Genomic DNA, 17,556 nt, shown 5'->3' on the forward strand with positions numbered 1-17,556 from the left:
GCTCGTGCACCGCCCGTCGAGCGCGATCTGTGCCGGGAGTGTCCTGAGTGGACTCAGCGGGGGCGTGCCGTCAGACGTGCGAGAGGGTGAAGGCGGTCAGGAAGCCGGCCACGGTCACCAGACCGACCAGGAGGTGGGCGTCGTCGAACGCCTCCGGGTCATGGTGTCGGCGATCATCGCCAGGATGGCACCGCCCGCGAACGCCGTGATGCCCGCGAGCCAGGAGGCGGGCGCGTCCGCGAGCACGACGTTGCCCAGGAGTGCCGCGAGGCCGCTGATCAGGGCGATCCCGGTCCACAGGCCGAACACGTACCGGGGGCTGCGGCCCGCGCCGCGCATCCCGGCCGCGCTGGACAGGCCCTCCGGCACGTTGCTGGTGAACACCGCCGCCACGGTCACCAGGCTCACCCCGCCGCCGCCGATCAGGCCGGCCCCGATCACCACCGACTCCGGGATGCCGTCCAGCAGCGCGCCGACCGCGATCGCCGTGCCCGACCCGCTCTGCTGGTCCTCGCTGGGCTGCAACCCGCCGGACCGCTTGCGGTGCCGTGCGCCGCGCTTGGCCGGCAGCACGTTCGCCGCCGTGTACACGACCGCGCCCGCCGCCGTCCCCACGGCCGTCGGCCACAGGCCCGCCCGCGAGTGGGCCTCGTCGACCAGGTCGAACGAGACCGCCGAGATCAGCACCCCGCTGCCGAAGCCCATCACGGCGGCGATCACGCCGCGCGGCACCTTCGCCAGGTACCCGATCAGAGCGCCGACCAGCAACGCCGACCCGGCCGGCAGTCCCCACCCCGCCGCTGCGAACACCCGACGCCTCCCGCGTTCGTCCGGACCCGCGAACGCCACCGCGCCCGCCGCGACGAAGGGTCGTCGCGGCGGGCGCGGTGGGCAACCCGAAGGTCAGCGGGCCTGCGGAGGACGGTTCACGTCCTCGCGCCACGCGCCGGTCTCGGCACCCCGACCCTCGATGAACTCCTTGAACCGCTTCATGTCGCCGGAGATGCGGTGGTCCACGACGCCCAGCGCCGCGCCCGCCTTCTCGGTCAACCCGTCCGGGTCGAACTCCATCTGGAGGTGCACCCGCGTGGTCCGCTCGTCCAACCGGTGGAAGGTGACCACACCGGCCTGGCGCGGACCGTCGACGGAGTGCCACGCGACCCGCTCGTCCGGGTGCTGCTCGGTGATCTCGGCGTCGAACTCGCGCTGCGCGCCGGCGACCTTGGTCACCCAGTGCGTGCGGGTGGGCGTCAACTGCGTGATGCTCTCCACGCCCTCCATGAAGCGCGGGAACGACTCGAACTGGGTCCACTGGTTGTACGCGGTGGTGACCGGCACGGCGACGTCCACGGACTTCTCGATCGTCGTCACTTGACAACCTCTTCCTCATCTCGAGTACGACACTCGGGTACCCGTGGGGCGTGATCCCACACATGGGAGATCAGAAACCGGCGGAGTACCTGGTGGACGCGACCCGCCGCCGGCTCGCCCTCGCCCGCGCAACGGCTTCCGCCAACTGGGCCTTGGTCATGGACGACCGGCCGGGCACGTCGAACCGCTTCGCCAGGTCGTACAGGTGCGCCTTGGTCGGCGACGCGGACGCGTCGGTGTCCGACCCCGTCCGCCTCGCAGGACCGTTGCGGCCCTTGGGTTCCCTGCGGTCACCGACCTTCCGGGCCTTGCGCTGCAACGTCATCGCGCCTCCTCTCCGGACGGCGGGTACCCCGGGGGCGCGGCGGCCACGCTCAGATCCAGCCCTCGTCCCACGCCAGCCGGGCGGCCTCGTACCGCGTGCTCACGCCGAGCTTGGTCATCGCCGACGACAGGTAGTTGCGCACCGTTCCGGCCGCCAGGTGGGCTTCCTGCGCGATGGCGGTCACCGTGCCGCCGCGCAGCGCGTGCCGCAGCACGTCCAGCTCCCGCGCGGTCAGCGGGCAGGCGTCCTCGGTAAGCGCGGCGGCGGCGATCTCGGAGTCCACGTACCGGCGCCCGTGGTGCACGTCGCGCAGGATCGACGCGAGCTTGCCGGCCGGTGTGGTCTTGGGCACGAAACCCCGCACGCCCGCGCTCAGCGCCCGCCGCAGCACGCCCGGCCGCGCGTGCCGGGTCACCACGACCACCGCGACGCCGTCCAGCCCGCGCACCGCCTCGGCCGCCAGCACGCCGTCACGACCCGGCATCTCCAGGTCGAACACCGCGATGTCCGGCCGGTGCGCCCGCACGGCGGCGACGGCGGCGTCGCCGTCGCTGGCCTGCGCCACCACGGTCAGGTCGTCCTCCAGCTCCAGCAGCGCGGCGAGCGCGCCCCGGATCAGGTCCTCGTCGTCGGCCAGCACCACCCGGATCACGACCGCACCGACCCCTCCAGGGCGAAATCGGCCGCGCCCGCGTCGACCTCGACCCGACCCCCGACGGTGGCGAACCGCTCGCGCAGCCCGGCCAGCCCCGAGCCGTCGCCCGCCTCGTCGTCCGGCCGCACGCCGTCGTTGCGCAGCCGCACGCTGACCCGGCCGTCCACCACCCGGATGTCCACGTCGCACCGCCGGGCCCGGCTGTGCCGCAGCACGTTCGTGGTGCCCTCCCGGACCAGCGCGCCGAACAGCGGCTGCAACGGCGGCGGCACGTCGGCCGCGTCGCCGGACACCGAGGTCTCGATGCCGGCCGCCCGCAGCAGGCCCACCGCGTTGGTGATCTCGGTGCCCAGGCTCGCCCGCCGGTAGCCCAGCACCACGTCCCGGGTCTCCTTGAGCGCGGTGCGGGCCAGCTCCGCCACCTCCTCGGCGTGCCGGCGGGCCGCGTCGTCGTCCCGGCCGATCAGCCGCGCGGTCAGCTCGCCCTTGAGCGCGATGGCCTGGAGGTGGTGGCCCTGGACGTCGTGCAGGTCCGCCGCGAAGCGCAGCCGCTCCTCGGCCACCGCCAGGGCCTCGGAGGTCTGCCGGCCCCGGTCCAGCTTGAGCACCGCGTCCCAGAACCAGAGCTGCGCCAGGTCGGCCACCACGAACATGGCGACCAGCACGACCGGCATCACCAGCGAGCCGACCAGGTCCGGCGAGCGCAGCACGCCGCCCGCCAGGACGGCCACCGCCGTGCCGCCGACCACGACGACCAGCCGTGACCCGGGCGGCCGGTTGGCCACCACGTGCGCGATCACGGCGGCGGGCAGCAGGTACCAGGCCATCGGCACCGGGGTGTGGTGGCCGGCGAACGCGAGCGCGGCCAGCGCCACCGCGAAGGTCGCCAGGTGCTCGGCGGTGCGCAGCCCGCCGCGCCCCAGGCCGCCCATCGCCTGCCACAGGTAGCGGGCGTGCTGCACGGACACCAGGACCACCGCCACGGCCAGCAGCGGCGTCCCCAGCGGCCCGTAGCGGCCGGTGGACAGGTCCAGGGTGGTCACCACGGCGACCATCGCCCCCGCGCCGGTCACCGACCACCAGGTCCAGCGGCGCAGGCTGCGCATCGTCGTCACGCCACGAATCTACGAGCCGGATCACCCCGCTGTCTGCTGACATCTGTCACGGGGACCGGTGCGGTGGGGCACTGCCGCCGCGCCCGGCCCGGCGCGACGATCGGCGGTATGCGGAATCCGGTGATCGACGTGGCGGGGCTGCGCTGCCGCTACGGGGACTTCGAGGCGGTGCGCGGGGTCGACCTCCAGGTGGCGGCGGGGGAGCTGTTCGCCCTGCTCGGCACGAACGGCGCGGGCAAGACCACCCTGCTGGAGACCGTGGAGGGGCTGCGCGCGCCCAGCGCCGGCCGGGTGCGGGTGCTGGGCGTGGACCCGGGCCGGGACCGGGCGGCGATCCGGGCGCGGACCGGGATCATGTTGCAGGACAGCGGTTTTCCGGCGGACCTGACGGTGGGGGAGGTGGTCCGGCTGTGGCGTCGCGGCTACCGGGGTGACGCCCTGGAACGGCTCGACCTCGCCCACCGGCGGGACGTGCGGACCAAGCAGCTCTCCGGCGGCGAGCGGCGGCGGCTGGACCTGGTGCTCGCGGTGCTCGGCGAGCCCGAGCTGCTCTTCCTGGACGAGCCGACCACGGGGCTGGACCCGGAGTCGCGGCAGCGCACCTGGGAGGTGGTCCGCGAGCTGCTCGCCGGGGGCACCACCGTGCTGCTGACCACGCACTACCTGGAGGAGGCGGAGTCGCTGGCGCACCGGTTGGCGATCCTGCACGCGGGGCGGGTGGCGGTCTCCGGCGCGCTGGTGGACGTGCTGGCCGCGCAGCCCGCGCGGATCTCGTTCGACCTGCCGGCCGGGCTGGACGTGGGCGCCCTGCCGATGATGGCCGGCGACGTGGTGCACGTGCCGTCCGGCCGGGTCGACGTACGCACCCGGCGGTTGCAGGACGACCTGGACGCGCTGCTGGGGTGGGCGCGGCGGGACGGGCTGGAGCTGGCCCGGCTGCGGGCGCACCACGCGTCCTTGGAGGACGTGTTCCACGCGACGAGGCAGGTGACGGCGGCGTGATCACCGCACTGGGCGTGGCCGAGCTGAAGATGTTGCTGCGCAACCGGACCGCCGCCGCGCTGGCGTTCGCGATGCCACTGGCGGCCGGCGTGTGGTTCGCCGCCTCGATCGGCCCGGAGGGCTGGCCGGTGGTCGTCGCGCTGCAACTGCTGGGCAGCATGGGGTTCACCGCGTACGTGACGATCACGACGTCGCTGACGTCCCGCCGCCAGGACCTCTACCTCAAGCGGCTGCGCACCGGGGTGGCGTCCGACGCGGTGGTGCTGACGGGGGTCGTGCTGCCGCCCGTGCTGCTGGCGCTCGCGCAGGTGGCGGTGCTGCTGGTGGTGAGCCTGGTCGCCGGCGCCCCGCTGCCGGACCACCCGGGCGCGCTGCTGCTCGCGGTGGTGGGCGGGGTGCTGATGAGCGCCGCCGCCGGGGTGGCGACCAGCGGCGTCACCTCGACCGCCGAGCTGGCCCAGATCACCACCGGGCCGTTCTTCCTGGCCCTGGTCGTGGGCGGGCTGTGGGCGACGGCGTCGTCCGACCTGCGCCGCCTGCTGCTGCCCGGCGGCGGGGTGGCGGAACTGGTGCGCGTCGCCTGGGGCGGTGACGGCCGGCCGGAACTGGCGGCGCTGTCGCTGCTCGCGTGGACGGTCGCCGGGTGCGCCCTGTCGGTCCGGCTGTTCCGCTGGGACGCCCGGACCTGAGGCCCCGGTGCGCGGGGTCAGCCGGCCAGGGCGTCGTGCTCCACGGACACCCCGAACGGGTCGTCCACCCGGTAGCCGACCCCGCGCACGGTGGTGATCAACGACGCCGCGTCGCCCAGCTTGCGGCGGATCCGGCGCACGTGCACGTCCACCGTCCGGGTGTCGACGAAGCTGGTCGACCCCCACACGCTGGTCATCAGCGCGGTGCGGCGGTGCACCTGGCGGGGGTGGGTGCACAGGTGGTGCAGCAGGTCGAACTCCAGCCTGGTCAGCTCCACGTCCACGCCCCGGTGCAGCACCCGGCGGGAGTCCGCCAGGATGCGCAGGTCCGGCTCGGAGCGCGGGACCGGCAGGTCCACCACCACGTCCGCCTCGGGCAGGTCCAGCGCGCTGCGCAGCACCTCGGCCAGGTGCGCGGCGGTGTCCACCACCCGGGCGGTCGGCGCGCTGAGGCGGATGACGACCGTCACGTCGACGGTCGTCACGTCCGGGATTGCTCTCACGACGGCCACGGTGAGATCGGACCAGCCGCGCGGGAAGGGCGTCAACGCCGTCCAAGAGGTGGGAGGCGTTGACACGGGACATGATGGCCCCATGCCGACCATCAAGCTCAACAACGACGTCATCATGCCGCAGATCGGTTTCGGCGTGTTCCAGGTGTCCACTCAGGACACGGAGGACGCGGTCGCCGAGGCGCTGCGGGTGGGCTACCGCAGCATCGACACCGCCGCCGCCTACGGCAACGAGGAGCCGGTGGGGCGGGCCGTGGCCGTCTCCGGGCTGCCCCGCGACGACCTGTTCGTGACCACCAAGCTCTGGAACACCGACCAGGGCCACGACGAGGCCCTGCGCGCGTTCGACACCAGCCTGGCCAAGCTCGGCCTCGACCGGCTCGACCTGTACCTCATCCACTGGCCGGCCGCCGCCCGCGACCGGTACGTCGACAGCTGGCGGGCGTTGGGCGAGCTGCTGGCCGAGGGCCGGGTGCGCGCGATCGGCGTGTCCAACTTCCAGGTGCCCCACCTCGAACGCGTGATCGAGGCGACCGGCGTGGTGCCGGCGGTGAACCAGGTCGAGCTGCACCCCCGGTTCCAGCAGGAGGAGCTGCGCCGGTTCCACGCCGCGCACGGCATCGCCACGGAGGCGTGGAGCCCGCTCGCGCAGGGCGGCGACCTGCTGCGCGACGAGGTGGTCACCTCGATCGCCGGCAAGCACGGCCGCACCCCGGCGCAGGTCGTGCTCCGGTGGCACCTGCACCTGGGCAACGTGGTGATCCCCAAGTCGGTGACGCCGAGCCGGATCGCGGAGAACTTCGCGATCACCGACTTCGAGCTGGACCAGGACGACCTGGACCGGATCGCCGGCCTGGAGACCGGCGAGCGGGTGGGCCCGCACCCGGACGAGTTCAACTAGAACCGGGAAGAGTCCACTCCGCTCACCCCCCGACCGGGCCGCCGGACCGCCGGTACAGGCCGTCGGCCCGGTCCAGCAGCCCTTCGTCCACGAGGTACCGCCGCACCGTCACGTGGTCGACCTCGCCGCCGTCGCACCAGCGCCGCAACACCTCGACCACGTCCCGCTCCGAGTAGCGGCGGCCCGGTTCGAACGCGGCGCACACCCGTTCCAGCACGGCACGCCTGCGCCCGCGCTGCGCGGGCAGCCTGACCAGGCGACCGTCCCGCAGGAACGGATCCTCCGGCGGTCGCTCGACCCGGGCGGCCCGTTCGAACAGGTCCTGCCGCACCAGCATCTCGCCGGGCTGCCCGGCGACCAGGCCGGCGGCGCGCAGCCTGCGCAGCGCCACCTCCACCCGCCGGGCGTCCACACCGGTCTTCTCGGCGATCTCCGCCGGGCTGCGGGCGCCCAGCACCAAGGCGGACACGACACGTAGTCGCAGGGGGTCCGCGAGCAGCCCGATCAGTGCGTCTGGGGTCACGTCAAGAGCTAACCGAACCCGGGCCTCCGGTGCACGCCCTTTAGGGGCGGACCTTAATACCCGTGCGCACTGATCACCTCTTCCCCCTGGCGTCGGTGGAGCCCGTCTTCGGAATGCCCACCGAACACGCCCGCAAGTTCCAGCAGGTGGCCGCTGAGCAGGACCTCGTCATCGACGTGCGGGGCACCAACCCGCACGCCGTGTCGTGGCTGCGGGACGGCGCGTTGCCCAAGCCCGAGCCGGTGAAGGCCAAGACGATCGACGACCTGGACGTCCGGCTGGGCGCGCGGTCGCGGCACCGGGGCCTGGTCGGCTTCTTCCGGCCGTTGTTACCCCGCCACGGCGTGACGGAGCGGCTGTGGAGCCGGTTCACCCAGCGCAGCGACGAGTTCGACGTCCTCGGCGCGAAGATGGCGCTGCTGGAACGGCGCGGCGAGTACCTCGTGCAGGACGGCGTGGTGCACGGCTTCGACCGCCGGGGCAGGCTCCGGCCGCTGACCGGTGACCACGACGTGTTCGACATCCGGGCGTCCGGCGGCCGTCCACTCACCACCGGTCGCTACGACCGCGCGGTGGCCACGATGATCGACCGGGAGATGGGCGTCACGCACGGTGCCCACATGTACTGGCGGCCTACCACGCCCCGGGACCTGTCGATGTTCGAGTCGATCGCCCGCAGCACGAGCCCCAAGCTCCGGTTCCACCCGGACGGCACGATGACCGCCGGCGACTACCGCCGGGTGACCGCCGGGACGAGCGCGATGACCAGGCCGGCGAGCGCGGCCCGTCCGTACGCGACGGTCTCCGGCGTCGGGAGCTGAAGCCACTGGGTCGACGTCGCCACGTCCGCGATCAGGAGCTTGCCGTAGACCAGGAGGAGCGCGATGCCGTAGAGGCGCGCGCACCCGTGCTTCCACGCGAGCAGCACGCCGACCAGGCCGGTGCACACGTGCAGGGCCTGGTTGCCGGCGGCGAGCGGCAGCACGGGCACGAGCGCCACCACGATCTGGAGGGAGCCCACGACCAGCGCGAGCACCTGCGCCCGGCTGAGCTGTTGCCTGGCGTCACCGGGCGCGGGGCCGTCCTTCACCGCCGCCTTGCGCATGGTCCCGGATACCCGTCCACGTCCTCGCCGCACGCCCTACCAGGGGTTTTCCCTCTCGCCGGGCCAGTTGTCCACCCCATCGCGTGGTGTTGCCGGGCGTGGGGTGGGTAGAGGTCGGCTCGGACGGCCGCGCGTCACGCCACCACCGGGTGACGGGCGGTCCGGGTGGGACGTGCCGGCGTCCGGGTGTGGTCCGGGTCGGCGCAGCGCAGGCCGCGCCCGGCGGCGGCGGGTGGGCGGTGCGGGCCGGCCGGGCGTGAGGGGTGGTCTTGTGGGCGGTTCAGCGCAGCAGCGGCTCCAGCTTCGCCCGGCCGTCCCGCGCGGCCTCGGCCGGGGGGCGCTCGCGGCCCAGCACCTGGCGCACCATGGTCGACAGCGCCGCCGACACCTCGGCGTACCGGGGCCCGTAGACCACCCGCGACCCGGCGAGCTGCCCGACGAACGCCGGCACGTTCGGGTCCCACCGCCACGCCAGCTCGTCCACGGTGTCCGACCGGTTGGGCAGGGCGTTGAGCGCGGCGCCGAACTCGGTAACGTTGTCGCGCTCCTCGGCCAGCCAGCGCAGCACGTCCCACGCCCGGTCGGCGTGCCGCCCGGCCTTGCCCAGCACCCACGCCTCGCCGCCCAGCAGGGCGCCGCTGCCCGCCGGCCCGCTCGGCAGCGCCGCCGCGCCCCAGTCCAGCCCGGCGGAGTTCAGCGCCGGCGCGCTCCACGGCCCGTTCACCATCATCGCGCAGCGCCCGGCGGCGAACTCGCGCTCGACGTCGGAGTCGTTCCACCGCAACACGTCCTGCGGCGCGCTGCGGTCCACGTTCAGCACTCCGTCCACAAAGGACAGTGCACGCACGGACGCCTCGCCGCCGACGTCGCCCAGCTCGCCGCCGGCCTGCCACAGCAGCGGCAGGAAGGTCGCGGCCGACCCGCCCTCGCTCGCGGCGAAGCACAGCCCCCACCGGTCGCCGGCGGTCAGCGCCTGCGCGGTGGCGCGCAGCTCCTCCCACGTCCGGGGCGGCTCCGCCACGCCGCCGGCGGCGAACAGGTCGCGGTTGTAGAGCAGGGCGGTGGTGCTGGTGCGCAGCGGCACGCCGTAGAACCTGTCCCGGTGCCGGACGCTCTCCCGCACCGGCTCCAAATACCGGTCCTTCACCTCCCACGACGAGTAGTGGGGCGTCAGGTCGGCCAGCACGTCCTGCTCGGCCAGCCTCGGCAGCGCGGCCACGTCGACGGCGGCGATGTCCGGGAACGTGCCCGCCGCGACCGCCTGCGCCAGCTTGGCGTCGAAGTCGGCGCGCGGGATCGCGGTCCGCCGGATCTCCACGCCGGGGTGGGCGTCCTGGTAGCGCTTGACCAGCTGCCCGACCGCCTGGTCGGCCATGGGGGAGTGGTCCAGGTAGTCCCACCAGGTCAGCGTCACCTCGTCGGCGGGCTCCGGCCCGCCGCCGCACGCCGCGACGGCCACCAGGAGGACCGCCGTGAGCAGTGCCCGCACACTCATCCCGCACCTCTCGACCCAGGCGGCGGCCTCGTCAATCGGACGTCACGCCGTCCTACCCCGGTGTCGGACGGGATGTCAAGATCAGGGCTGCGGCCGATCGCCCGGCCGGCCGTCGACCCCGGGCGGCACCGGCGGGCGGTCCTGCCGCTCGGCCTCGGCCTCGGGACCCGCGCGACCGGGCGGCTCGACGTCCACGAGGTACGTGGCCGCCAGCTCGTCGTAGATCGGTGTTGAGCTCACGCCCCGGGATACTGTCCGGCGGGCCGGCCGCGCGCCGCCCATCTCACCTGTGTGGGTTACCCATCGGCCGAATTAAACCGCACATCTGCGGAAATACGGCCCTGAGGGCATGGCAAACGTCCCGCCTTACGCACCGTGTCCGATCATCGGTAACGGGGTCACCCGTTCGCACGATGATGGCGTAGGCGGCCACCGCCCCCCCAGGCCGCCTGCGAAGACCCGGCCGGGGCTCCACTCCCCCCAGGAGCCCCGGCCGGGCACACGCGTCGGTTCGGTCGGTAGGCCCGGTGTCAGGCCGTTGTGGACCGCCGGCCCGGAGCGGTCGCCGTCATCCCGGCACCCGCCGCAGCGGCTCCCGGTTCACCGGCTGGTGCACCTCGGGCGGGGTCGGCGGCGGCGGGACCGGCAGCACCACCGGCACACCGGGCTCGACCACGACCGACTCGCCGTGGTGCGCGGTGCGCAGCGGCCCGCCGGAGACGATCCGGTAGGTCACCTCGTCGCGGGTGATCGCCACCGAGAACCGGGTGCCCTGGTAGGACATCCGGAACGCCATCCGGTCCAGGCCCGGTGGCAGGCGCGGCGCGAAGGTGAGCCCGCTGTGGTCGCGCATCCCGCCGAACCCGGCCACCACGGCGATCCACGCACCCGCCAGCGACGCCATGTGCAGTCCGTTGTGGACGTTGTCGTGCAGGTCGTGCAGGTCGGTGAAGGCCGCCTCCGCGAGGTAGTCGTAGGCGAGCTGGAGCGCGCCGACCTCGGCCGCCAGCACCGATTGGGTGCCGGCGGACAGCGACGAGTCCCGCACCGTCCGCGCCTCGTAGTAGGCGAAGTTCGCGGCCTTCTCGGCGGCGGTGAACGCGTCGCCCCGGACGTGCATGGCCAGCACAAGGTCCGCCTGCTTGATCACCTGCTTGCGGTAGAGGTCGAAGTACGGCTTGCTGAGCAGCAGCGGGTAGTCCTCGGCCGGGGTGCCCTCGAAGTCCCACTCGGCGTGCGCGGTGAACCCCTCGGCCTGCTGGTGCACGCCGAGCAGCGCGTCGAACGGGATCCGCATCCGCATGGCGGCCTCCAACCACGCCGTGCGCTCGTCCGGGTGCACGTCCAAGGCGGACGCCGCACCGGGGTTGCGCTCGCACGCCGCCGCCGCCTCCCGCAGGTTCTTCTGCGCGATGAGGTTCGTGTAAACGTTGTTGTCCACGATCGCCGAGTACTCGTCCGGCCCGGTGACCCCGTCCACCCGGAACCCGCCGTGCTTGTCGTGGTGCCCCAGCGACATCCACAACCGCGCGGTCTCCACCAGCAGTTCGGTCCCGCACTCGCGGTCGAACTCCTCGTCGCCGGTCGCCGCGTGGTACTGCGCGACCGCGTGCGCGATGCCGCCGGAGACGTGGAACGCCGCCGTGCCCGCCGGCCAGTACGCCGAGCACTCCGCACCGTTTGTCGACCGCCACGGGAACGCGGCCCCGCGCTGCCCGAGCACCTGCGCGCGCTCCTTCGCCTTGTCCACTGTGGAGTGACGCCAGCGCAGGGCGTCCCGCGCCGCGTCCGGCACGGTGTAGGTCAGCACCGGCAGCACGAACATCTCGCTGTCCCAGAACGCGTGCCCGTCGTAGCCCGGACCGGTCAGCCCCTTGCCCGGGACGGCCCGGGTCTCACCGCGCGCCCCGGCCTGGAGGATGTGGAACAGCGCGAACCGCATCGCCTGCTGGAGCTCGGCGTCGCCGTCCACCTCGATGTCGGCGACCTCCCAGAAGTCGTCCAGGAACGCCTTCTGCTCCGCCAGCAGACCTTCCCACCCGGTCTGCCGCGCGCCCGCCAGCGCCGCGTCCACCTGCGCCCGCAGCGCCGGCACCGAGCGCTGCGCCGACCACCCGTAGCCCAGGTACTTGGTCAGCCGCAGCGACTCCCCGGCCGGCACGTCCACGGCGGCGGTGAACCGCGCCAGGTCGTCCTCCACGTGGATGCGGCTGCGCACGCCGTCGGCGGCGGCCAGCTCGTGGTCCATCCCGGCGGCGACCCGCAGCCCCGAGTTGCGGGTGTGGTGCGCCAGCACCGCCCGCTTGCCCTCGGCCCACGCGAACTCCGCCACCAGCGGCGAGTCCAGCGCCGCCGCCACCCTCGGGTCGCCGGCCCGGTGCTCCACCGGCTCGTTGGCCAGCAGGTCGGACTGCACCACGAGCTGGAGGGCGTCCTCGGGCTCCACCACGTAGTGGATCGCGGCGACCGCGCGCTGGGTGAACGACACCAGCCGCTCGCTGCGCACGGTGATCCGGCGGCCGGTGGGCGACTCCCACACCGTGCGGCGGCGCAGCGTGCCGGCCCGGAAGTCGAGCTCCCGCTCGTGCTCCAGCGCCCGGCCGTACCGCATGTCCAGCGGCTCGTCCTCCACCAGCAGCCGGATGACCTTGCCGTCGGTCACGTTCACGACCGTCTGGCCGGCTTCGGGGTAGCCGTAGCCGGCCTCGCCGTAGGGCAGCGCGTGCTCCTCGTAGAAGCCGTTGAGGTACGTGCCCGGCAGCCCCCTGGGCTCGCCCTCGTCGAGCGTGCCGCGCATCCCGATGTGCCCGTTGGCCAGCGCGAAGGTCGACTCCGTCCGCCGCAGGTCCGGCACGGACAGCCCGCGCCACCGCAGCAGCCACGGCTCGACGTCGTAGCCCGTCACAGCAGCTCCGCCAGGTCCTCGACCACCACGTCCGCGCCGTGCTCGCGCAGCGCCGCCGCCTGACCGGCCCGGTCCACGCCCACGACGTGCCCGAACCCGCCCGCGCGGCCCGCCTGGACGCCCGAGAGCGCGTCCTCGAACACCGCCGCGCCGGCCGGTGGCACGCCCAGCGCCCGCGCCCCGGCCAGGAACGAGTCCGGCGCGGGCTTGCCCGCCAGCCCGTCCCGCGCGATGACCAGGCCGTCCACCCTGGCCTGCACGAACCGGGTCAGGCCGGCCGCGTCCAGCACCCGGTCGGCGTTCGCCGAGGACGTCACCACGCCGATGGCGAGCGTGCCGGCCACCGCCTCCAGGTAGCGGACCGAGCCGGGGTAGGGGGTCACGCCCTCGTCCCGGATGATCGCGTCGATCAACTCGTTCTTGCGGTTGCCGACGCCGTGGACGGTGTCCTGGTCGGGCGGGTCGCCCGGCGTGCCCTCGGGCAGGGTGATGCCCCGCGACGCCAGGAAGGTCCGCACGCCGTCGTAGCGCGGTCGGCCGTCCACGTACCGCAGGTAGTCCTCCTCGGTGAACGGCGGCTCGCCGCGCGGGCGGAGGAAGTCGTCGAACGTGCGCCGCCACGCGCGGCGGTGCAGGACGGCGGTGCTGGTCAGCACCCCGTCGAGGTCGAAGAGGCAGGCGGTGATCCCGTCCGGCAGACCGAGGTTCATGATCGGTGTCTACCCGTTCCCTTCCTTGGGTACCCGGAGATCCGGGAGGTGGTCGCACCATGGGCAAGCCGAGGGTGCTGGTCGTCGGCGCGGGGTTCGCGGGGTTCCACTGCCTGCGGGGCCTGGAGAAGGCGCTGCCGGCGGACGACGCGGAACTGGTCGTGGTCAACCCCGCCGACCACATGCTCTACGTCCCGCTGCTGCCCGAGGTGGCGGGAGGCACGCTCGACCCGCGCCGGGTCGCCGTGCCGCTGCGCCCGGGACTGCCCCGGACCCGGCTCGTGCTGGCACATGCCACCAGCGTGGACCTGGACGCCCGCACGTGCACGGCGGTCGACGTGGAAGGTCGGTCACAGGAGCTGAACTGGGACCGGCTCGTGCTCACCGCCGGCAGCGTCACCCGGTTGATGTCCGTGCCCGGCGTGGCCGAGCACGCGCTGGGGTTCAAGTCGGTGGCCGAGGCGGTCTACCTGCGCGACCACGTGCTGCGCCAGATCGAGTTGGCCGAGCAGGACGGCGACCCGGCGCGCACCACGTTCGTCGTGGTCGGCGCGGGGTACACCGGCACCGAACTGGTGGCGCAGGGGCAGCGGCTGGCCGAGGCGGCGGCCCGCAACCGCAAGGTGCCGCCCATCCGCTGGGTGCTGGTCGACCTGGCGCCCCGGGTGCTGCCCGGCCTCGACGAGCGGCTCTCCGGGCCGGCGCTGAAGGTGCTGCGGTCGCGCGGCGTCGACGTGCGGCTGGAGACGACCGTGTCCGAGGTGACCGCGACCTGCGCGAAGCTCAGCGACGGCACCGAGGTGCCGACCAAGACCGCCGTGTGGTGCGTCGGCGTGCGCCCCGACCCGCTGGTGGAGTCGTTCGGCCTCCCGACCGTGCGAGGGCGGCTCGCGGTGGGCACGGACCTGACGGTGCCGGGGCACCCCCACGTGTTCGCGGCGGGTGACGTGGCGGCCGTGCCGGACGTGTTCAACGGCGGCGACCCCACCCCGATGACCGCCCAGCACGCCGAGCGGCAGGGCAAGCTCGCCGCGCACAACGTGGCCGCGTCCCTCGGGCACGGCACCCCGCGCCAGTACCGGCACCGCGACCTCGGCTTCGTGGTCGACCTCGCGGGCGGCCAGGCGGTGGCCAACCCGCTGCACGTGCCGCTGACCGGGTGGCCGGCGAAGGTCGTGGCGCGCGGCTACCACCTGCTGGCGATGCCCGGGAACCGGGTGCGGGTGGCGGCGGACTGGCTGACCGGTCTGCTGACCCGCCGGCAGGTCGTGCAGTTCGGCCTGGTCCCGGCGGCGGGCGTGCGGCTGGGCGACGCCGACCGGGTGGACGCCGGGCGCGGCTGAGCCGACGTCGCTCCCGTGGACGTCGGAAATCCGGCGTGGTGCGTCAGGCGGCCCTGAACGTGCGGTGCGTCAGGCGGGCTTGAGCGGGTCGTGCCCGATGGACATCAGGCGGTGCCGCCAGTGGGCCTCGCCGGCGGTGGGCTCCAGGTCGTCGCGGCGCTGGGCCTCCACGCGGTCCACCACCTTGCGCATCACCCGGACGTCCTCGGTGGTCAGGTCGGTCCTCCTCTTGCGCAGCACCCGCAGCACCTCCTGGCCGGTCGGCGTGCCGGCCTGGTCGGGCAGGGCCTCGGACTCCTCGCCCGCCGCGCGCGTGCGCAGCCAGTCCTCCAGCTCGTGGGAGGTCATGTTCACGACGCGGTGGAACTCGTCCCACAGGGTGTTACTCATGGGCGTGAGGGTTGCCGCTTCCGGGGCGGTCGAAACCCGCCGATGTGCTCAACCCGATTACGCCGTGCAGGACGAGAAGCGACCGTCGCTCCGTCGGTCGCGTGGCTCTTCACCCGGTCGGGCGTCCCTGGACCGGAGGTATCTCTTCGTCCTGCCGATAGGGCTCCCGGAACCTCTCCAGCCAGTGTTCCACTTCGCGCAGTCCCCGCCGGTCGACCGCGTACAGCCGCCGGGTGCCCTCCGGGCGGACGCGCGCGAGGCCGTGCTCGCGGAGCACGCGCAGGTGCTGGGAGACCGCCGGCTGCGAGATGCCGACCTCGGCCCGGATCACCGAGGTGAGGTCGCCCGACGTCCGCTCACCGTCGGCCAGGAGTTCGAGCAGACGGCGGCGGACCGAATCTCCGAGAACCTCGAATACGTGCATGACCTGCAATGTTAAGTTGTCGCTTAGATAAGTCAAACCTTCTGGCATCGAAAATGTCGTACCCCCCTGGCACTATGTCGAACAGGTGTTCGGTACGCGTTCGGAAGGGAGCTAGGGATGCGCGTACAGCTTGATCCACGGCAGTGGCCGGGCCGTGTCATCCCCGAGACCGACGTCGAGATCGACACGGCCGTGGAGGCGTTCTGCCTGCGCGCGAACTGGGGTGACGCGGACCGCGCCGGCGTGCGCGCGGTCGCCGAGCCGTGGTTCGCCGAGGGGTGGAGCGTCGACGCCCTGCTCACCGCCGTGGACAACAAGCCGGATGGCAGCAGGCAGGGCCGTCCCAGGAGCCGCGACCAGGTAGCGCACGACTTCCTCCGCGCGCGTCTCTGGTCGTGGTGGCAGGGGGGCGCGCAGCGTGCGCGCCCCCCGGTCGCCGGCATGACCCTCGGGCAGTGGTGGCGGGTCAACCGCCGCAACGCCCGCCTGCACCAGCCCCGGCCGCGCCGCCCGCTGGGCGAGGCCGGGCGGTTGGCCCAGGAGCAGTCGCGGGCGCGGGTGCGCGCCCGGCTGGCCGACCCGGTGGAGCGGTCGCGCGCGCGGGCGCGGCGGTGGCAGGAGGTGCTGGACGGCCTGCTGGTGCCGGGTCAGCGCGCGCCGACGTTCGACGACTCGCGCAGGCTGCTGGCCGAGGTGGTCCAGGTGCCGGCCCACCCGGTCTGCCGCCGCTGCGGCTGCCGGACGGGGGTGATGTCCCAGGCAGCTTGAAGGTGACCGGGCCGGCTCGCGGCTGATCGCGGCCGAGGGGTTCCGGCAGGAGAAGCGGAGGGCGTGACCTCCACCAGCTCGTCGCAGCCCGGGCGACGCGCGGCAATCCGTGCTGCCGTTTTCCACCTGTCGCACTGCGCCCGCCGCACGGCGACCGATTGGCCATCACGCGTCGGCACGGCGGTGGCCTGGGTGCTACGGCCTGGTGCTACGGCCTGGTGCTGCGGTCTGGTGCTGTGCTGCCCGGAAGACTGAGGATTCCCGGCGTCCTGGCATGGAGTCCACACCCTACCCCGCCGCCGCACGCCGCGTGCGCCGGGGCACACCTCGCCGCACAGGACTCCCCCGACATCCGCGCGGGTTCATCGGCTCCGGTGCCGCGTCGGCTCCGGTGTCACCTGGACAGGTGAAATGCCACGCGGCTTCCTGCGGGTACGGCCGGCGCTGGTGGCATCCGGCACGGCACTTCCGGTACGAACGCCCGGTGTTCACATCCCGAGCGTGGCGAGTGTGGCTCGTCGGTGCCCTCGTCATCCCCGCTCTCCTTGCGGGATCAGGGGTTTTCGCCCGCACGCGGCTGGTGGGCGAGGCCGGTGCCGCACCGTCGCCCGCGCCGGGGCGGCTCGTGCTCGCCGTCCGGGCCGACGAGGTGGTGCTGGCCGGGGACGTCGCGGACGAGTCCGAGCGGCGCTCCCTCGTGGACGCCGTCCGGTCCGGGGCCGCCGCCCTCCGGGTGACCGACCTGCTCACCCCGGGCGGTGATCGGCTCCCCGTCCCGGTGACCACCGCCGCCGGCCTGGTCTCCGCCGCAGCGGCCTCGGGCGCGACGGACTTCACCGCCGTGCTCGGCGGTTCCACCCGCGCGGCCCGCGCCACGGCCGCCGACGAGACGCGCGCGACGGCGCTGCGGCAGGCGTTGGACCGGGCAGGCGTCCGGGACCACGCGGTCGGCGCGGCGCGGTCGGACCTCGACGTGGTGGCGCTCCAGCGGTCGATCACCGCGATGGTGCAGAACAACGGCGGCTTCCGGTTCGAACCGCTGTCCACCGCGTGGCAGGGCCACGGCCCGGTGCTGGTCGACCGGGTGGGCCGGTTGCTGCTGGTCGCGCCAGAGGCGACGGTCACCCTCACCGGCCACGCCTCCGCCGAGCACCCCGATCCCGGCGGGGTCGCGCGTCAGCGAGCAGGTCTGGTGCGCGACCTGTTCGTGGCCCAAGGCGTGCGCCCGGACCGCATCCGGACGACCGCCACCGTCGACGCCGGACCGGAGAGCGCGAACCCGTCCGCGCGCCAGGTAGACGTCTCGATCAGCTAGGAGTGGCA

20 protein-coding genes and 1 pseudogene are annotated in these 17,556 nt (G+C 73.9%); 7 read left to right on the top strand and 14 right to left on the bottom strand.

Translation table 11 applies throughout. The features are described from left to right. Positions 1–70 precede the first annotated feature (70 nt). The 5 genes and pseudogenes from AB0I60_RS07195 to AB0I60_RS07215 all read right to left on the bottom strand — a co-directional run bounded on the left by AB0I60_RS07195 (position 71) and on the right by AB0I60_RS07215 (position 3,457). A pseudogene (locus AB0I60_RS07195) lies at positions 71–810 on the bottom strand (ZIP family zinc transporter). Between the two features lie 93 nt (positions 811–903). After that, on the bottom strand, positions 904–1,371 hold the full coding sequence (locus AB0I60_RS07200; RefSeq protein WP_360726455.1) for an SRPBCC family protein: 468 nt from the start codon (positions 1,369–1,371) through the stop codon (positions 904–906). Positions 1,372–1,441: 70 nt separating this feature from the next. Continuing rightward, positions 1,442–1,696, bottom strand: a complete 255-nt coding sequence (locus AB0I60_RS07205) for a hypothetical protein (RefSeq protein ID WP_360726457.1) — start codon at positions 1,694–1,696, stop codon at positions 1,442–1,444. A gap of 49 nt (positions 1,697–1,745) precedes the next feature. Further along, positions 1,746–2,348, bottom strand: coding sequence for a response regulator transcription factor (locus AB0I60_RS07210; RefSeq protein ID WP_360726458.1), 603 nt, complete (start codon positions 2,346–2,348; stop codon positions 1,746–1,748). Continuing rightward, positions 2,345–3,457, bottom strand: coding sequence for a histidine kinase (locus AB0I60_RS07215; protein WP_360726842.1), 1,113 nt, complete (start codon positions 3,455–3,457; stop codon positions 2,345–2,347). Before AB0I60_RS07215 ends, AB0I60_RS07210 begins: the two co-directional genes overlap by 4 nt. A gap of 117 nt (positions 3,458–3,574) precedes the next feature. Between AB0I60_RS07215 and AB0I60_RS07220 the strand changes: the two genes are divergently transcribed. Together AB0I60_RS07220 and AB0I60_RS07225 are read left to right on the top strand one after the other, a co-directional pair. After that, positions 3,575–4,468, top strand: coding sequence for an ABC transporter ATP-binding protein (locus tag AB0I60_RS07220; protein ID WP_360726460.1), 894 nt, complete (start codon positions 3,575–3,577; stop codon positions 4,466–4,468). Beyond that, positions 4,465–5,157: an ABC transporter permease gene (locus AB0I60_RS07225; protein ID WP_360726461.1), complete on the top strand. Its 693-nt coding sequence runs from the start codon at positions 4,465–4,467 to the stop codon at positions 5,155–5,157. Before AB0I60_RS07220 ends, AB0I60_RS07225 begins: the two co-directional genes overlap by 4 nt. A 17-nt stretch (positions 5,158–5,174) precedes the next feature. Here the strand turns inward: AB0I60_RS07225 and AB0I60_RS07230 are convergent, their stop codons facing one another. Next, entirely contained in the window at positions 5,175–5,660 is a 486-nt protein-coding gene (locus AB0I60_RS07230) for a winged helix-turn-helix domain-containing protein (protein WP_360726463.1), read from the bottom strand. Positions 5,661–5,751: 91 nt separating this feature from the next. Between AB0I60_RS07230 and AB0I60_RS07235 the strand changes: the two genes are divergently transcribed. Further along, positions 5,752–6,570, top strand: a complete 819-nt coding sequence (locus AB0I60_RS07235) for an aldo/keto reductase (RefSeq protein ID WP_360726465.1) — start codon at positions 5,752–5,754, stop codon at positions 6,568–6,570. Between the two features lie 22 nt (positions 6,571–6,592). Here AB0I60_RS07235 and AB0I60_RS07240 read toward each other — a convergent pair whose 3' ends face one another. Then, complete coding sequence (locus AB0I60_RS07240; RefSeq protein WP_360726467.1) at positions 6,593–7,093, bottom strand: DUF2087 domain-containing protein; 501 nt, start codon at positions 7,091–7,093, stop codon at positions 6,593–6,595. 62 nt (positions 7,094–7,155) lie between these two features. Here AB0I60_RS07240 and AB0I60_RS07245 point away from each other — a divergent pair, with 62 nt between their 5' ends. Beyond that, entirely contained in the window at positions 7,156–7,914 is a 759-nt protein-coding gene (locus tag AB0I60_RS07245; RefSeq protein WP_360726469.1) for a hypothetical protein, read from the top strand. Here AB0I60_RS07245 and AB0I60_RS07250 read toward each other — a convergent pair. The 5 genes from AB0I60_RS07250 to AB0I60_RS07270 form a co-directional block, all read right to left on the bottom strand. Beyond that, on the bottom strand, positions 7,824–8,198 hold the full coding sequence (locus tag AB0I60_RS07250; protein ID WP_360726471.1) for a hypothetical protein: 375 nt from the start codon (positions 8,196–8,198) through the stop codon (positions 7,824–7,826). The two genes, AB0I60_RS07245 and AB0I60_RS07250, sit on opposite strands and share 91 nt — an antisense overlap. Before the next feature lie 280 nt (positions 8,199–8,478). Beyond that, positions 8,479–9,693, bottom strand: coding sequence for a sugar ABC transporter substrate-binding protein (locus AB0I60_RS07255; protein WP_360726473.1), 1,215 nt, complete (start codon positions 9,691–9,693; stop codon positions 8,479–8,481). A gap of 81 nt (positions 9,694–9,774) precedes the next feature. Further along, positions 9,775–9,933 (bottom strand): hypothetical protein, encoded by a 159-nt coding sequence (locus AB0I60_RS07260; protein WP_360726474.1) that lies wholly within the window; start codon positions 9,931–9,933, stop codon positions 9,775–9,777. A gap of 328 nt (positions 9,934–10,261) precedes the next feature. Then, on the bottom strand, positions 10,262–12,598 hold the full coding sequence (locus tag AB0I60_RS07265) for a glycosyl hydrolase family 65 protein (protein WP_360726476.1): 2,337 nt from the start codon (positions 12,596–12,598) through the stop codon (positions 10,262–10,264). Continuing rightward, positions 12,595–13,308 carry a beta-phosphoglucomutase family hydrolase gene (locus AB0I60_RS07270; protein WP_360726478.1) on the bottom strand — a complete coding sequence of 238 codons (714 nt, stop codon included), beginning with the start codon at positions 13,306–13,308 and terminating at the stop codon, positions 12,595–12,597. Before AB0I60_RS07270 ends, AB0I60_RS07265 begins: the two co-directional genes overlap by 4 nt. Positions 13,309–13,367: 59 nt before the next feature. On the opposite strand from AB0I60_RS07270, the gene AB0I60_RS07275 reads away from it, so the two are divergent. Continuing rightward, positions 13,368–14,651 (top strand): NAD(P)/FAD-dependent oxidoreductase, encoded by a 1,284-nt coding sequence (locus tag AB0I60_RS07275; RefSeq protein ID WP_360726479.1) that lies wholly within the window; start codon positions 13,368–13,370, stop codon positions 14,649–14,651. A 69-nt stretch (positions 14,652–14,720) separates the two neighbouring features. Here AB0I60_RS07275 and AB0I60_RS07280 read toward each other — a convergent pair whose 3' ends face one another. Together AB0I60_RS07280 and AB0I60_RS07285 are read right to left on the bottom strand one after the other, a co-directional pair. Next, positions 14,721–15,041: a DUF3140 domain-containing protein gene (locus tag AB0I60_RS07280; protein ID WP_360726481.1), complete on the bottom strand. Its 321-nt coding sequence runs from the start codon at positions 15,039–15,041 to the stop codon at positions 14,721–14,723. 109 nt (positions 15,042–15,150) lie between these two features. Continuing rightward, a complete protein-coding gene (locus AB0I60_RS07285; RefSeq protein ID WP_360726483.1) occupies positions 15,151–15,465 on the bottom strand; it encodes a metalloregulator ArsR/SmtB family transcription factor in 315 nt (104 codons plus the stop codon). Positions 15,466–15,582: 117 nt separating this feature from the next. Here AB0I60_RS07285 and AB0I60_RS07290 point away from each other — a divergent pair, with 117 nt between their 5' ends. Continuing rightward, positions 15,583–16,233, top strand: coding sequence for a hypothetical protein (locus AB0I60_RS07290; RefSeq protein WP_360726484.1), 651 nt, complete (start codon positions 15,583–15,585; stop codon positions 16,231–16,233). Between the two features lie 484 nt (positions 16,234–16,717). Next, complete coding sequence (locus AB0I60_RS07295) at positions 16,718–17,548, top strand: hypothetical protein (RefSeq protein WP_360726485.1); 831 nt, start codon at positions 16,718–16,720, stop codon at positions 17,546–17,548. The last annotated feature ends 8 nt before the right edge of the window (positions 17,549–17,556 follow it).

Source organism: Actinosynnema sp. NPDC050436 (assembly GCF_040655415.1).
Classification (GTDB): Bacteria; Actinomycetota; Actinomycetes; order Mycobacteriales; family Pseudonocardiaceae; genus Actinosynnema.

What these genes read in the sequence shown, in the direction of transcription:
- AB0I60_RS07205 (WP_360726457.1), bottom strand. Translation starts at nt 1,696, where the DNA reads ATGACGTTGCAGCGCAAGGCCCGGAAGGTCGGTGACCGCAGGGAACCC.
- AB0I60_RS07215 (WP_360726842.1), bottom strand. Translation starts at nt 3,457, where the DNA reads ATGCGCAGCCTGCGCCGCTGGACCTGGTGGTCGGTGACCGGCGCGGGG.
- AB0I60_RS07220 (WP_360726460.1), top strand. Translation starts at nt 3,575, where the DNA reads ATGCGGAATCCGGTGATCGACGTGGCGGGGCTGCGCTGCCGCTACGGG.
- AB0I60_RS07235 (WP_360726465.1), top strand. Translation starts at nt 5,752, where the DNA reads ATGCCGACCATCAAGCTCAACAACGACGTCATCATGCCGCAGATCGGT.
- AB0I60_RS07250 (WP_360726471.1), bottom strand. Translation starts at nt 8,198, where the DNA reads ATGCGCAAGGCGGCGGTGAAGGACGGCCCCGCGCCCGGTGACGCCAGG.
- AB0I60_RS07255 (WP_360726473.1), bottom strand. Translation starts at nt 9,693, where the DNA reads ATGAGTGTGCGGGCACTGCTCACGGCGGTCCTCCTGGTGGCCGTCGCG.
- AB0I60_RS07270 (WP_360726478.1), bottom strand. Translation starts at nt 13,308, where the DNA reads ATGAACCTCGGTCTGCCGGACGGGATCACCGCCTGCCTCTTCGACCTC.
- AB0I60_RS07275 (WP_360726479.1), top strand. Translation starts at nt 13,368, where the DNA reads ATGGGCAAGCCGAGGGTGCTGGTCGTCGGCGCGGGGTTCGCGGGGTTC.
- AB0I60_RS07280 (WP_360726481.1), bottom strand. Translation starts at nt 15,041, where the DNA reads ATGAGTAACACCCTGTGGGACGAGTTCCACCGCGTCGTGAACATGACC.
- AB0I60_RS07285 (WP_360726483.1), bottom strand. Translation starts at nt 15,465, where the DNA reads ATGCACGTATTCGAGGTTCTCGGAGATTCGGTCCGCCGCCGTCTGCTC.
- AB0I60_RS07290 (WP_360726484.1), top strand. Translation starts at nt 15,583, where the DNA reads ATGCGCGTACAGCTTGATCCACGGCAGTGGCCGGGCCGTGTCATCCCC.